Origin of the sequence: Pseudomaricurvus sp. HS19, from assembly GCF_009857815.1 — a bacterium.
Lineage (GTDB): Bacteria > Pseudomonadota > Gammaproteobacteria > Pseudomonadales > Cellvibrionaceae > Pseudomaricurvus.
Map to the genome: position 1 here is coordinate 96,310 of NZ_WVVW01000008.1, position 15,299 is coordinate 111,608.

7 protein-coding genes and 1 pseudogene are annotated in these 15,299 nt (G+C 60.3%); 3 read left to right on the top strand and 5 right to left on the bottom strand.

The genetic code is table 11. The features are described from left to right. Positions 1–299 precede the first annotated feature (299 nt). The 5 genes and pseudogenes from GSF27_RS18115 to GSF27_RS12770 form a co-directional block, all read right to left on the bottom strand. Positions 300–1,184, bottom strand: a complete 885-nt coding sequence (locus tag GSF27_RS18115) for a transglutaminase family protein (RefSeq protein WP_160969641.1) — start codon at positions 1,182–1,184, stop codon at positions 300–302. Then, the gene (locus tag GSF27_RS12755; RefSeq protein WP_160969643.1) at positions 1,185–3,752 is read right to left on the bottom strand and encodes a circularly permuted type 2 ATP-grasp protein; all 2,568 of its coding nucleotides are present in this window, start codon (positions 3,750–3,752) and stop codon (positions 1,185–1,187) included. It abuts the gene before it with no gap. Positions 3,753–3,902: 150 nt separating this feature from the next. Beyond that, a complete protein-coding gene (locus GSF27_RS12760; protein ID WP_160969645.1) occupies positions 3,903–7,343 on the bottom strand; it encodes a DUF2126 domain-containing protein in 3,441 nt (1,146 codons plus the stop codon). A gap of 106 nt (positions 7,344–7,449) precedes the next feature. Then, positions 7,450–8,385: an alpha-E domain-containing protein gene (locus GSF27_RS12765; protein ID WP_237457542.1), complete on the bottom strand. Its 936-nt coding sequence runs from the start codon at positions 8,383–8,385 to the stop codon at positions 7,450–7,452. Between the two features lie 110 nt (positions 8,386–8,495). Next, a pseudogene (locus GSF27_RS12770) lies at positions 8,496–9,938 on the bottom strand (circularly permuted type 2 ATP-grasp protein); the annotation flags it as partial. A 414-nt stretch (positions 9,939–10,352) separates the two neighbouring features. Here GSF27_RS12770 and ahpC point away from each other — a divergent pair. The 3 genes from ahpC to GSF27_RS12785 all read left to right on the top strand — a co-directional run bounded on the left by ahpC (position 10,353) and on the right by GSF27_RS12785 (position 15,147). Further along, the gene (gene ahpC, locus GSF27_RS12775; RefSeq protein WP_160969649.1) at positions 10,353–10,922 is read left to right on the top strand and encodes an alkyl hydroperoxide reductase subunit C; all 570 of its coding nucleotides are present in this window, start codon (positions 10,353–10,355) and stop codon (positions 10,920–10,922) included. A gap of 108 nt (positions 10,923–11,030) precedes the next feature. Continuing rightward, positions 11,031–12,605: an alkyl hydroperoxide reductase subunit F gene (gene ahpF / locus GSF27_RS12780; protein WP_160969651.1), complete on the top strand. Its 1,575-nt coding sequence runs from the start codon at positions 11,031–11,033 to the stop codon at positions 12,603–12,605. A gap of 820 nt (positions 12,606–13,425) precedes the next feature. After that, positions 13,426–15,147: a lysophospholipid acyltransferase family protein gene (locus GSF27_RS12785; RefSeq protein ID WP_160969653.1), complete on the top strand. Its 1,722-nt coding sequence runs from the start codon at positions 13,426–13,428 to the stop codon at positions 15,145–15,147. Positions 15,148–15,299 lie beyond the last annotated feature (152 nt).

Genomic DNA, 15,299 nt, shown 5'->3' on the forward strand with positions numbered 1-15,299 from the left:
AGTTCTTTTGGATAATGAGATCACCTGTTGGCAAGGTGAATTATCCATGGCAACACAGACGCGCACAGTGTGATTATTTTTAATGAGCCGTGCGTGAACTTTATCTTCGGTGCAAATGAAAAGCCTGTCAAAACCGTGGCGCACGCACGAAGGTGCCAATGACGGCAGTGGTTACCGCTACTGTTCCGGAATAAATATGAAAGGACTCAAGGAGTTAAGCCGCCACCACAGCCAGTGATCTGCGGTGGCGGAAAAAATGCGTGCGGGTAAAGAAGGGTAAAAGTCGCGTACTGCTGTAATTAATCCGCCAGTCGCGCCACGTCCACAGAGACGTTGAGGGTGGGTGTTTGGCCACCGCCAAAGATCACACCTTTCAGCGGCGTGACGTCAAAGAAGTCACGGCCCCAGGCGGTGATGATGTGCTGCTCGCCGGCAAGGCACTCATTGGTGGGGTCAAATTCAAACCAGCCTTCGGTGGGTGAGTAGACCGAAATCCACGCATGGGTGGCGTCAGTACCTACCAGCTTCTCCTTGCCCGGTGGCGGCAGCGTCTCGATATAACCGGAGACATATTTGGCCGCAAATCCCAGCGAGCGCAGGCAGCCAATCTGTAAATGGGCAAAGTCCTGGCATACACCTTTGCGGCTCTCCAGCACTTCGTGCAGGGGCGTGGCGATGGTGGTGGACTGGGGTTCGTAGCTGAACTCCTTGAAGATGCGACGGGTGAGGTCCATCACCGCAGACAGCAGCGGACGATCGTCGGCAAAGGAGGGGGCGGCGAACTCCTGCAGTTCACTGCTGGCGCGAATCATGGGTGATTCCAGCTGATATTCACGGGCCTGCAGGGTTTCAAAATCCTTGGCCTTTTTCATCAGCTCCCGGGCCTGGGCACAGGTGATGCCGAAATCGAGGTTGAGATTGGAGCGCTGCGGGCCGGTGTTTACTTCACTGGTGGCAGAAATGATCAGCTTTTTGTGCGGGCGCTGAATCTCAAAGTGAAACGCCATGTTGCCGAAGTAGTCCTGGCGACGGGTGGCGTAGGCGCTCATGGGCTGTACGTCGACATCGCTTTTCAGGCACTTCTGCCGCAGGGTGGTGCGGGGGATCATGTGCGCCAGGTTGTAGCAATGGCTGACGCGATCGCTGTAGCGGTACTCGGTAATGTGCTTGATGCGGTAGCGCACTTACAGGTTCTCCCAGGTATTGCTGACCAGTTGCTGCGACACTTCGCGGTGATCGAAATATTTGTCACTGAGCAGGTCGCTGATGGTAGCCAGTGACAGGTGCAGGTTGTCCAGGGTCTGCAGCAACACCTGGCGTTCGCCGTCGTTGCGGGAACTGAGCTCGGTGAGCAGGGACAGTTTGATCAGCGTTTCGGCGTGCAGGGTGGCGCGCTCTTCCGGCGGCAGTTCGTGTTTGGTCTCCTGCACCCGCGGCAGCTTGCGAATGTGGGCGCTGAGCTGCTCCAGCTGGTGCAGCAGTGAACGCGGGTTGGAGGTGTCCATCATCACCAGGTCGAGGGTGGACTGCACACCCATGCGCGCGCGGTAGCGGCGGCGGTAACTGATGAGCGCTTCCACGGAGAGCAGCAGCGACTCCAGCAGGACGTTCTGGTCCGCTTCCGGGCGTTCCGGCACCACCAGACACTTGATCAGGCTGGTGGTCTGATGGGCGCGTTCCAGGCGGCGGCCGATATCGATAAAGCGCCAGCCGAAGTCGCGGATCATACTCTCGTGGGCCAGGCCGGAGAGGGCCATGAGCGCGGTTACCAGCGGGTCGATGGCCTCCTCGGGCGCAGAGAAAAGGTCGGTGCTGACCAGGTCGTCCAGGCTGCTGAGGGCGTCGCGGATGTCGTTGATCACCCGGGTGGTGTCGGACGACAGCAGTTCCTGCGAGGCGTCAGCACAGAACAGCATGGCGTTCAGGGTCGAGCGCACGCTGCCACTGAGGGCCACGTCATTGAGGATGCGCAGCAACTCCGGCTCGGGATCGTTGATCAATTCTTCGGTGGCATTGATAAAGCCCGGGTGGGTTACCGTGGTCTCCGTCAGGGTCTCCAGCAGCAGGCGCTGGCAGTCCGGGGAGATGGGCTCCTCGCTGTTGAGCATGACAAACACGGTGCGCAGCAGGCGCAGGGTGGCCTCGGCGCGCTCGGCATAACGTCCCATCCAGAACAGGTTCTCCACCACCCGGCTGGGCAGGCTGATCAGGTCCGCTTCGCGCACCGGTGCAATCGCCGTATCGACGCCGCCGGCCGCGCCTTCCGCCGCCATGGGCTCGGAGCTGATAATCCAGGTGTCCTTGCTCTGGGCACCCAGCTGGTTGGAGATAATAAAAGCGTCTTCGGTACCGCCCACCCGGGTCAGGCCGCCGGGCATGATGCTGTAGGAGCCGGAGCCGGCAACCGCAAAACTGCGCAGGATTGAGGGGCGCGGTATCAGCTCGCCGTTGCTGAAGGTGGGCAGGTAGCCGGCTTCAACAATGGGTTGCCCGACGTACTGCATGGGGTCGGCGAGGATGCGGGCTTTCAGCTCCTGCAGCTGTTTGGCTGTGAGGTCGCGCCCGCAGGTGCTGATCTTGCCGTGGCTGCGGTAGATGGGTTTGATCACCAGCGATGGCAGGTTGGCCAGCACGTATTTCAGGTCTTCCGCGTCGCCGCACCAGTAGGTGGCTACCGATTGCAGCCGCAACTCGCGACCCAGTAACTCTTTGGCAATGCCGGGCAGGTACTTGAGGAAAATCGGGTTTTCCAGGATGCCGGAGCCCAGCGGATTGGCAATTACCACGCGGCCGGCGCGGGCCACTTCCAGCAGGTTGGGTACGCCCAGCTGGGAATCGGAGCGCAGCTCTACCGGATCGCAGAACAGGTCGTCCACCCGCCGCAGGATCACATCCACCCGCGACAATCCGTCCAGGGCTTTCATCCACACATAGCCATTGCGCACCACCAGGTCGCCACTCTGTACCAGGTGGAAGCCCAGGTAGTTGGCAAAATAGGCGTGCTCGAAATAGGTCTCGTTGTGGGCGCCGGGGGTCAGTACCACCACCCGTGGCTGGTCCTGGTTGGGGGAGAGGGCAATCAGCTTGCTGCGCAGCTGCTGAAAGAAGCCGGCCAACCGGTGCACCTGGCTGCTGCGGAACAGGCTGGGGAAGACCCGCGACATGACCGTGCGGTTTTCCAGCGCGTAACCGGCGCCACTGGGACACTGGGTGCGGTCGGTGAGGGCACACATATTGCCGTCGTCGCCACGAATCAGGTCTACCGCCTGCAGGATCAGCTGGTGCTCACCGGGCACCTGCAGGCCGTGGCAGGCGCGCAGGAAGCCGCGGTGGGCATAGAGCACCTCCGGGGGAATGACTCCCTGGCGCATCAGGTGGCGCTGGCCATAGATGTCCTTCAGCAGCAGGTTAAACAGTTCAGAACGCTCCAGCAGGCCACCTTCGATGGTGCCCCACTCCTCGCTGCTGATCAGCGAGGGGACCAGGTCCAGGGCCCAGGTGTGGCTGGGTGACTGCTGTTCGTCGTAGATGTTATAGGTGGCACCGTCATCCCGCAGGATACGTCGCGCCTTGTTGGCGCGGTCTTCCATAGACAGTGCGCCCAGGGACTGCAGGCTGCCCAGCAGGTTTTCCCAGAACGGCTTGATGGTGCCGTCCTCTGCAAACACCTCATCCTTGAACCGGGTGCCGGATTCGTAGTGCAGCGACTCTTCAGTGGCTTCGCTGATGGTGGAGGAGGATTGCGATTGCATGATCTGGAACTCTGTGAACCTTTAAGGGACCCGCTGCGGACAAGCTACAACACCCCGGCCGCTGGGCCGGGGTGGCGGAAAGGCCGGCTATTATGTCACTGACAGGGGGTCCAGCATAAGTGGGGTGTGAAGTCTGTCACGCCGGATTCCTCAGAGCAGCGGTCCACCCGGCGGGCGGCGGCGCAGGTCGAGGGTGTGTGGGTACTCATCCGGGGCCTCCTCTGGCGGTGGCGCCATGGGTTTGGAGAGGTCATTGGGGTAGAAGCTGCGCAGGGCATCCACATCCGGCCGCGGGGTGTAGGGCCCGGCGGTGTAGCTGGTGGTGTCGTAGCGGTTGCCACGGCGCGATTCTGCCTCGAAGGCGTTGACCGGGAAGGTCTCATAGCTACGCCCGCCGGGATGGGACACGTGGTAGGTGCAGCCGCCAATGGAGCGGCCGTTCCAGGTGTCGATGAGGTCGAATACCAGCGGCGTGTGCACGCCAATGGTGGGGTGCAGCGCGGATGGCGGCGCCCAGGCCTTGTAGCGCACACCGCCGACGCTCTCGCCCTGGCGGCCGGTGTTTTTCAGGGGCACGCGGCGGCCATTACAGGCCAGTACGTAGCGGCCTTCGGTCATACCGCTGACCCGCACCTGCAGGCGCTCTACCGAGGAGTCCACGTAGCGGGCGGTGCCGCCGCCGCCACTCTCTTCACCCAGAACATGCCACGGTTCCACCGCCCAGCGCAGTTCGATCTCGATATCGTCGATCTTGGTGCGGCCGTAATGAGGGAAGCGGAACTCCTCGAACGGCAGCAGCCACTCCAGGCGGAAGGGGTAACCGTGGTCGTTGAGATCCTGTACCACTTCCTTCATATCTGCCCACAGGTGATGAGGCAGCATAAAACGGTCGTGCAGCTGGGTGCCCCAGCGCACCAGTGGCTTGTGGTAGGGCTCTTTCCAGAAGCGGGCGACCAATGTGCGGATCAGCAGCGCCTGCACCAGCGCCATGCGGCTGTGGGGCGGCATTTCGAAGCCGCGGAACTCCAGCAGGCCAAGACGTCCCGTCGGGCCGTCCGGCGAGTAGAGCTTGTCCATGCAGAACTCGGCGCGGTGGGTGTTGCCGGTAATGTCGATCAGCAGGTTGCGCATGATGCGGTCGATCAGCCATGGCTGGTCGATGATGCCCTCGGGGATCTGCTGGAAGGCGGTTTCCATCTCATACAGCATTTCGTCGCGTCCCTCGTCCACCCGTGGTGCCTGGCTGGTGGGGCCGACAAAGGCGCCGGAGAAGACGTAGGAGAGGCTGGGGTGGTGCTGCCAGAAGGTGACCAGGCTGCGCAGCAGGTCGGGACGACGCAACATGGGGCTGTCGGCTGGCGTGCGACCGCCGATGGTGATGTGGTTGCCACCGCCGGTGCCGGTGTGGCGGCCGTCGAGCATGAACTTCTCGGTGCCGAGGCGGGATTCCCGCGCCGCTGCATAGAGCTCCATGGTATTGTCCACCAGCTCTTTCCAGTTGTGGGCGGGGTGGATGTTGACTTCGATTACACCCGGATCCGGGGTTACCAGCAGTTTCTGCATGCGGTAGTCACGGGGCGGTTCATAGCCCTCGATAATCACCGGCATTTCCAGCTTCGCGGCGGTCTCCTCAATAGCGGCGATCAACTCGACGTAGTTGTCCAGGCTGTAGACCGGCGGCATAAAGATGTAGAGACGGCCATCGCGGGGCTCCACACACAGGGTAGTGCGGATCACCTGGCGCCATTGCAGCTCTTTCTTTACTTCTCCTTTTGCCTTGGCGGTTTTGGAGTCGGCTGCGGCACGGTTCTCCGCCGCGCTCTTGCCGGGCACCTGCGGTACCGGCTGCCGCACCGGCATCATCTCGGGGCCCACCGGCTGTACCGGGGAGACGGGGAAGTTCCATTCCGTGGGCAGCGGCGAGTGGGGCGTGAACGGGTCCTGGGTGGCATTCACCTCGGTCTCGGCGGCGTAGGGCAGGTCCGCCAGTGGCAGGCGCAGCCCCATGGGGGAGTCGCCGGGAATCAGGGTGAGGTGGTCGCGGCGGGTCTCCCACATACAGGTGTGCCAGCAGTTGGAGACATAGTCCCACTCCAGCGGCAGCAGGTAGCCGGTGGGGGTGCCGAGGCCGCGTTCAAGGATCTTAGCCAGCCGTGCACGCTCGCCCTCATCCTTGGCTTTACCCAGGGCTGAGTCGATATTGGTGGGTAGCTTGCGCTCCTGCATCAGGTAGTAGAGGCCATCCTCATAGGCGGGCTGGGCGTACTTGTGGCTCATGCCCAGCAGGTCGGTGAGGGTGGTGACAAACTTCTTGGCGTCGTGGGCGGTGAAACCGTAATCCTTGTCCACCCGCCCCAGCAGCTGCTGGCGTTTCCACAGGGGGGCGCCGTCTGTGCGCCAGAAGACACCCAGCGCCCAGCGTGGCACTTCTTCACCGGGGTACCACTTGCCCTGGCCGTAGTGCAGCAGGCCGCCGGGAGCGAAGTGGTCCCGCAGCCGCAGCAGCAGGGTCTTGGCCAGGCTCAGTTTGTGGGTGCCGAGGGCCGCGGTATTCCACTGCGCGGATTCCATGTCGTCGATGGAGACAAAGGTGGGCTCGCCACCCATGGTGAGGCGGATGTCCAGCGCCTGCAGGTCGGCGTCCACGATATCGCCCAGCGCCATCACTTCATCCCACTGCTCCTCGGAGTAGGGTTTGGTGACGCGGGGGTCTTCGAGGATGCGGCTGACGTCGTTACTGTGTTCAAACTCCACTTCACACTTGTCGGTGAAGCCGTCGATCGGTGCCGCGGAAACCGGGTCGGGGGTACAGGCCAGCGGGATATGGCCTTCACTGGCAAACAGCCCGGAGGTGGGGTCCAGACCCACCCAGCCGGCGCCGGGCAGGAACACTTCGCACCAGGCGTGCAGGTCGGTGAAGTCCTCTTCGGCACCGGAGGGGCCGTCGAGGGATTTTTCGTCGGGCTTGAGCTGTACCAGGTAGCCGGAGGCGAAACGCGCTGCCAGCCCCAGGTGGCGGAACAGCTGTACCAGCAGCCAGGCGGAGTCGCGACAGGAGCCCAGGGCCAGTTCCAGCGTCTCCTCCGGCTTCTGTACACCGGGTTCCATGCGGATGGTGTAGTCGATCATCTTTTCCAGCGTCTGGTTAACGGCCACCAGGAAGTCGATGGTGCGCCGTTCACTGAGGTCGATACTGTCTTTGAGCTTGTTAAACAGCGGGCCGTGCTCTGCGGTCTCCAGATAGGGCAGCAGTTCCTTCTTCATCTGCTTGGGGTAGGTGAAGGGGAAATTCTCGGCGTACTCCTCCAGAAAGAAATCAAACGGGTTGATGACCGTCATGTCTGCCTGTACTTCCACTTCAATAGACAGGTGATCGGTCTTCTCCGGGAAGACGATGCGGGCGAGGAAGTTACCGAAGGCGTCCTGCTGCCAGTTGATAAAGTGATCGGCGGGACTGACCTTGAGGCTGTAGCTGTGAATCGGGGTGCGGGAGTGGGGCGCGGGTCGCAGGCGGATGGTATGCGGCGACAGGTTCACCAGTCGGTCGAACTTGTAATAGGTGTTGTGATTGAGAGCGACACGGATGGTCATGGCTGACAATTACCTCGGGTAAATTGGCTGCGGCAGTAAATAACGGCACGCCCGCAGGTTGGCAATGCGGGCGTTGCAAGTCCCAAATGTTCAGGCGTGGCCCGGGTTAATCCTCGGGGAACCAGGCCTCATTGATAATAAAGTGAATACTGGTGAGGCTGATCTGCAGGTGATTGAGAAACTGCAGCAGCTCCTCGCTGGGCTCGTAGAAGTCCAGTTCGTCATTCAGTTTCGCTTCTATATCTTTCAGCTTTTTGATGGCGGCCTTGCCATTGGGCAGCTGGGCGCAGGAATTCATGATTACCTGCAGGCAGTAGGCTACGGATTTGGGGAACACCGGGTCGCGCAGCAGGTAGGGCATGACTTCGCCACCTTTGACCGGGGTGCGGGTGGTGTGCAGGTAGTACTGGGTGGCGTTGAGCGAGCGCAGCACGCTGCCCCAGATGATCTGCTGGCCACTGGGGTTGAAGTCGTCATCGGGCAGCTCCAGTACCGCCGTCAGTCCCGCTTCCAGGTAGCGGGAGGTCATGTCGCCCCGCTCCAGGTGGCTGCCTATGGTAAAGAAGTCCCAGGATTCGTCGTGGGGCATGGTGCTGTAGAGCAGGCCGTTGATCTGCAGGCAGCCCTTGATCACCTCTTCCAGGAATTCGTGCCGGGTGCGGCGGTCGATACCCTGGTCGATATGCTCCTGCACAAACAGGCACATTTCACAGATCATCTCCCACGCCTCTTCCGGCACCGCGTCGCGGGTGGTGCGTACGTTTTCACGCACGGCCTTGAGGGAGCTCAGCAGGCTGGAGGGGTTCTCCGGATCCGCCAGCAGGAATTTCACCACATTGCGTTCGTTGCGCTGGCTGTAGCGCTCGCCAAATGCCTCTTCCAGATCGTTGATAACGATCAGGTTGTACCAGCTCTGTTTGATGGTGGTGGGCAGGTCAAACAGCAGGGACTGGTAAATGCTCACCAGACGCGCGGTGCTGGCAACACGTTCCAGATAGCGGGCAGTCCAGTACACCCGCTCGGCGACTCTCGATAACATCATAGTTGTTTCTCTCTGATCCCTTATTTACCGGACTCTTTATTGGTACCGGTTTCTTTGGCGTCGGTGGCTTTGGTTCCGGCAGCTTTGGTTTTGGTGGCTTTGGTGTCGGTATCGACGATCCAGGTATCCTTGCTGCCGCCACCCTGGGAGGAGTTCACCACCAGTGAGCCCTTGCGCATGGCTACACGGGTCAGGCCGCCGGTGGTGACGTACTTGTTTTTGCCCTGCAGCACAAACGGGCGCAGGTCGAGGTGGCGGGGCTCCGGTTCGTTGTCTTCGCCGATAAAGGTGGGAGCGGTGGAGAGCGCCAGCGTCGGCTGGGCGATGTAGTTGCGGGGGTTGGCCTTGATCAGTTCGGCAAATTTCTTGCGTTCCTTGGCGGTGGAATGCGGACCAATCAGCATGCCGTAGCCGCCGGACTCGTTGGCGGGTTTAACCACCAGCTTGTCGAGGTTCGCCAGTACATAGTCACGCTGCTTCTTGTCGTAGCAGAGGAAGGTTTCCACGTTGTTGATCAGGGGATCCTGGTCCAGGTAGTACTTGATCACGTCTGGCACGTAGGCATACACCACCTTGTCGTCCGCCACGCCGGCGCCCGGGGCGTTGGCCAGGGCTACGTTGCCGGCGCGCCAGGCGCGCATCAGGCCGGGGACACCCAGTACCGACTCCTTGTTGAACACTTCCGGGTCGAGGAACAGGTCGTCGATACGGCGATAGATCACATCCACCCGCTCCAGTCCGCCGATGGTCTTCATGTAGAGGCAGTCATCTTCCAGTACCACCAGGTCGTTGCCCTCCACCAGTTCGGCACCCATCTTCTGGGAGAGGAAAGCGTGCTCAAAGTAGGCGGAGTTGTAGATGCCCGGCGTCAGCACGGCGATAACCGGCTTTTTCACCCGCCGGGGTGACAGGCTGGTGAGGGTCTCGAACAACTGACTGGGGTATTCTGCGACCGGCGCGATGTCGATCTTCTCAAACACCTCCGGCAGTACCCGTTTCATGATGGAGCGGTTCTCCAGCATGTAGGAGACTCCGGAGGGCACACGCAGGTTGTCCTCCAGCACATAAAACTCGCCGTCCTTGTCACGCACCAAATCGGTGCCGCAGATGTGCGCCCACACACCAAAAGCGGGCGACATGCCTTCGCACTCCTTACGGTAGTTGGCGGACTGCTTGAGGACGTACTCGGGGATTACACCGTCCTTGATTATGCGTTGCTCGTTGTAGAGGTCGTCGATGAACAGGTTCAGTGCTTCCAGCCGCTGCTTCAGCCCCGCCGCAGTGCGGTCCCACTGCGGCTTGGTGATTACCCGCGGAATAATATCAAACGGCCAGGCGCGATCGATATTGCCCTCGTCGGTATAGACCGTGAAGCTGATGCCCATCTCCTTGATGGTGAGCTCTGCGGCGGTCTTTCGCATCGCCACCTCTTTGGTGGAGAGGGACTTCAGGTAATTGAACAGCTCTTCCGAGCCTGGCCGGGGTTTGCCGGACGGGTCGAGGATCTCATCGTAAAAATCACTGGCGGGATAATTTTTCCAGTCGTTGACCATAGTGTGTTCTCGATGCTGCGAATCTGATTGTAAAGAGAGCGGGTGACGCGCCTCAGGCGCGCGGGGGAGGGAGTGTTGGGGCTGGTCTAGTCGGAGCGAACTGGTCGACCGTGTCATTGGATATTCTTCCTGAATGGACATAACCCTACCGTTTATGCAGCTACTGTACCAATGCCCTTTGGGGGTGTACAGAGAATAACGGCCAAGGTCGGGCCGGATTTGCAGATGGCGCGGGAGGAGTGATTACGATGCTGGAAGGCGGAAGTTACAGGCCCAATGTTTCATAGGTTTTACCAATAAAAACGAGCGGGACTAACGATTTAATTAATCGAAGGCCGTTTCATACACTGATCCTCGTCGAAGCAAACAACACTTTGCAGCCAACCTGAACTACCCACTGACGAGGAAATGACTATGTCCAGCTCTCTGATCAACACCCCAATCAAGCCATTCACCGCCTCTGCATTCCACAATGGCGAATTTGTAACCGTCAGCGATGCTGACCTGAAGGGCAAGTGGTCCGTGTTCTTCTTCTACCCAGCCGACTTCACCTTCGTTTGTCCGACCGAGCTGGGTGACCTGGCTGATCACTACGAAGAGCTGAAGGCTCGCGGTGTTGAAGTCTACTCCGTGTCTACCGACACCCACTTCACCCACAAGGCCTGGCACGACAGCTCTGACACCATCGGCAAGATCCAGTACCCGATGATCGGCGACCCTACTGGCCTGATCACCCGCAACTTCGAAGTGATGCGCGAAGATCAGGGTCTGGCAGACCGCGGTACCTTTATCGTCGACCCTGAGGGTGTCATCCAGGCGATGGAAGTGACTGCCGAAGGTATTGGTCGCGATGCGGCGGACCTGGTGCGCAAGATCAAGGCGGCCCAGTACGTAGCAGCGAACCCGGGCGAAGTGTGCCCTGCCAAGTGGAAAGAGGGTGAAGCGACCCTGGCTCCATCTCTCGACCTGGTAGGCAAGATCTAAGCCGCCAACGCCGGGCTTGCGGGCCCGGCTGCTTTTCACCGGTTAAGACTAACCGGTTTGCCATGGCCGTTGGCCTGGCCCGGCTTCCTGAATTTTTGGAGAACCATCATGTTGGATACGAACCTGAAACAGCAATTGACAGCTTACCTGCAGAAACTGGTGCAGCCGGTGGTTCTGACCCTGGCGACGGATAGCAGTGCCAAATCCCAGGAGCTGGAAACCTTTGTAGATGAACTGGCCTCTCTCAGTCCGCAGTTGCGGGTGCAGAAAGGCGAAGCGGCCAAGGGGCGCGCCCCGGTCATGGGCATCGGCGTCGAGGGGCAGGCCCCACGCATTGAATTTGCCGGTATCCCCATGGGCCACGAATTTACCTCACTGGTGCTGGCATTGCTGCACACCGGTGGTCACCCGGCCAAGGCCAGCGTCGAGCAACTGGCTCAGATCGCGGCCCTGGAAGGGGAGTACGAATTTGAAACCTACGTATCACTGAGCTGCCAGAACTGCCCCGATGTGGTCCAGGCCCTGAACCTGATGGCGGCACTGAACCCCAACATCCGCAACACCATGGTGGATGGGGCGCTGTTCCAGAGCGAAGTGGAAGGCCGCAATATCATGGCGGTGCCCACGGTGTACCTGAACGGCCAGCCGCTGGCGTCAGGTCGTATGACTCTGGACGATATCCTCACCAAGGTGGATGACAAGGCAGAAGCCCGTCAGGCGGAAGCCCTGGCCGGCAAGGAGACCTTTGATGTGCTGGTGGTGGGCGGTGGCCCGGCCGGTGCTGCGGCAGCCATCTATGCCGCCCGCAAGGGGATTCGCACTGGTGTATTGGCGGAGCGCTTCGGCGGTCAGGTGATGGATACCATGGCCATTGAGAACTTCATCTCCGTGCAGGAGACCGAAGGGCCGAAGCTGGCAGCGAACCTGGAAGCGCATGTACTCAGCTACGATGTGGATGTAATGCGCGGCCAGCTGGCGGCCAACATTCGCCGTAACGGCCTGATCGAGGTGGAGACCGCCAGCGGTGCCGTGCTCAAGTCCCGCTCGGTGATCCTGGCTACGGGTGCCCGCTGGAGATCCATGAACGTCCCTGGCGAGCAGGAGTACCGCGCCCGCGGCGTGGCCTACTGCCCCCACTGTGACGGCCCGCTGTTCAAGGGCAAGAAAGTGGCGGTCATTGGTGGCGGTAATTCCGGTATTGAAGCGGCCATCGACCTGGCCGGTGTGGTTGAACACGTCACTGTGCTGGAGTTCGCCGACACCCTGCGTGCCGACGAAGTGCTGCAGCGCAAGGCCCGCTCACTGCCCAACGTGGACATTATCGTCAATGCCCAGACCACCGAGGTGGTGGGTGACGGTAACAAGGTGACGGCGCTGAACTACAGGGATCGCGTCAGTGGTGCCGAGCACACCCTGGAGCTGGCGGGTATCTTCGTGCAGATTGGCCTGGTGCCCAACACCGAGTGGATCAAGGGTGATATCGAGCTCAACGGCCGCGGTGAGATCACGGTCGACGGCCGCGGCCAGACTTCGATGGAAGGTGTCTTTGCCGCCGGTGATGTGACTGACTCCGCCTACAAGCAGATCATTATCTCCATGGGCTCTGGTGCCACCGCTGCTCTGGGGGCTTTTGATCACCTGATCCGCACTTCGGTGCCGGAGGAGGAGAGTGAGGCGGCCTGATTGCTGCTGTTAGTCTGACTGGAAAGCCCGGCCTTGTGCCGGGCTTTTTGGTTTTGGCGGCTGGGTAGTTGTGTTTATGGGCTTTGGGAGGGAATTTGGACTTGGGGTTTCGCCCTGTGGGGCGAGTTACTTTTCTTTGTTTGGGCAAAGAAAAGTAACCAAAAGAAAGCCCAGCCCCACCTCCGCGCCGGAAAGCAAAAAGACGCTTTCCGGTTCCCTGCGCTCCTCGCGCTTCCGGGGTCGCCTTGATGCGCCTTCCATGGCGCAACAAGGCTAAGCCGGCCGTCCATGGCCGTCTTCCCCCTCCAGCACTGCGGTGCTCGGCGCTGCGCAAGGGGCCCCGAGTCCGTGCCACATTCAAATATGAAAAGACAAAACAAACGCCTCTGAACCGTACATTTTCAATTCAATCTGCATTCAGAATTTAAATGGTTTTTAGGGTACGGAGTGCGGACTTGAACCCGGGGCGCCCTTTCTTTTGGTTACTTTTCTTTGGGCGACAAAGAAAAGTGACTCGCCCGGCAGGGCGAAACCAAAGCCTAAATAACAGCACATAATTAGTCCCCTTCTAAGCCAGGGTGTCGATTCATGACGAATAGGGTTCCTGTGCGAATCAGGTGCATAGGTAACACTCCGGCAAAACTGTGGATCCCGGATAGCCGCGCACCCATACCCTTGAGGTAAGGCCTTGCAGCAGAGTTCCGCCCGCTAAAACGCTACCCAATAGGCGGCCCTGTAACCTCGCTGTCACCTCCCGTTCATCCCCCTGTCACAGCTTCGCAGTAGTTTTGTCGCAATTACCTGCAGAGCCAGCCGCCCCATGATCAACATCGAACAGACCGTCTGTGACAGATTCCCCGCCTTCGGACAGCAGCCCGACGTTATCCGCCGTTCTACGGTGTCGCTGTTGCGCAAGCTGACTCATGAGCAGGAGATCAACCAGTTCCTGTTGCGTCACGGCGGCCTCGATCCCATCGAGTTTATCGACTGTGTGTTTGACCACTTCAATGTCAGCTACACCGTCTCCAATCGCGACCGAGCCAACATCCCGTACACAGGTCGGGTGGTGATCATTGCCAATCACCCCATCGGCTCGCTCGATGGCCTGGCCATCCTGCGCTTGGTGAGCGAAGTGCGGCAAGACGTCAAAATTATCGCCAACGACATGCTGATGGCCTTTGAGCCCCTGCAGTCGCTGCTGCTGCCTCTGGATAACATGGGTGGCACCGGTAACCTGAAGAGCTTTCGCGCGGCGCTTGAGCAGTTGCAACAGGATGGCGCTGTGATTGTCTTCCCCGCCGGTGAGGTGTCACGTGCACGCCCCTCCGGCGTTCGCGATGGCCGCTGGCGTCCCGGTTTCCTGAAACTGGCCCGGCGTGCCGGCGCGCCGGTACTGCCGATTCATATCAAGGCCAAGAACTCGCTGCTGTTCTACGGTGCCTCCATGGTGTTCAAGCCACTGGGGACCATGCTGCTGGCCAAGGAGATGTTTAACAAACACTCCGCCACCATTCACTTTCGCGTCGGTGAGCCTATTTCCCCGGCGTCGCTGGAGTCCGACTCACTCACCGACCGGACGCTGATCCAGCGGTTGAAGAAACACCTCTACAAATTGGGCAAGCGCAACCAGAAAAAGCGGCCGCTGTTTGTGACCGAAAAAACCATCGCTCACCCGGAAGATCGCGGACGCCTGTTGCAGGAGTGCCGTACCATGGAGCTGCTGGGTGAGACGCGGGACGGCAATCGCATCCTGCTGACCCGCTACGCCGACAGTCCGGTGATGATGCGTGAACTGGGTCGCCTGCGCGAACTGACCTTCCGCAAGGTGGGGGAGGGTACCGGCAGTCGCCGGGACCTGGACGATTTCGACCGGGACTACCAGCACCTGCTGCTGTGGGACCACGACGCCATGACCCTAGCTGGCGCCTACCGCCTGGGTGAGATGGCCCCCTTGATGCGGGTTCGCGGGGTACAGGGGATTTATACCCACTCACTGTTTAACTTCCAGCCTGATTTCCAGCCTTTCCTGGAGCAGGGGATCGAACTGGGCCGCAGCTTCGTTAACCCGCAGTACTGGGGCAAGAACAGTCTCGACTACCTGTGGCAGGGTATCGGCGCCTACCTGCGTCACCAGCCAGAATTGCGCTATGTGCTCGGCCCGGTCACCATCAGTGCCCGTTTCCCCAAGCGCCTGATTGACCACATGGTCTATTACTACCAGCGCTACTATGCCTGTCCGCAGGCCCTGGCCAGTGCCCGTCAGCCCTACTTTATCGAGCCGGAAACCCACCGCGAGCTGGCGATCTTCTACGCGGGGCTCGATGCGGAAGAGGGGTTTGCCAGCCTGCAGCGGCTGTTCAACGATGCGGGTGAGAAGGTGCCGGTGTTGTTCAAGCAGTACGCGGCGCTGTTTGAAGAGGGTGGCTTCCAGTTACTGGCGTTCAGTGTCGATCCGGATTTCAGCGACTGTATCGACGGCCTGTTCCTGGCAGACCTGCACAAACTGAAGCCGGCCAAGCGCAAGCGTTATTTGGGGGAGTGAGAAGGGCAGGACGCTGCGCTACAGGATTCAGGACGCTTCGCTACAGAAGACAGAAGAAAAGATCGCCCGCGGGAGCGGGCTCCTACACGGGATGTGATATACATCGTAGGAGCCCGCTCCCGCGGGCGATCTTTTTCAACGGTGGCGCAATA

Coding starts and splice junctions, on each gene's coding strand:
- GSF27_RS12755 (WP_160969643.1), bottom strand. CDS start 3,752: ATGCAATCGCAATCCTCCTCCACCATCAGCGAAGCCACTGAAGAGTCG.
- GSF27_RS12760 (WP_160969645.1), bottom strand. CDS start 7,343: ATGACCATCCGTGTCGCTCTCAATCACAACACCTATTACAAGTTCGAC.
- GSF27_RS12765 (WP_237457542.1), bottom strand. CDS start 8,385: ATGATGTTATCGAGAGTCGCCGAGCGGGTGTACTGGACTGCCCGCTAT.
- ahpC (WP_160969649.1), top strand. CDS start 10,353: ATGTCCAGCTCTCTGATCAACACCCCAATCAAGCCATTCACCGCCTCT.
- ahpF (WP_160969651.1), top strand. CDS start 11,031: ATGTTGGATACGAACCTGAAACAGCAATTGACAGCTTACCTGCAGAAA.
- GSF27_RS12785 (WP_160969653.1), top strand. CDS start 13,426: ATGATCAACATCGAACAGACCGTCTGTGACAGATTCCCCGCCTTCGGA.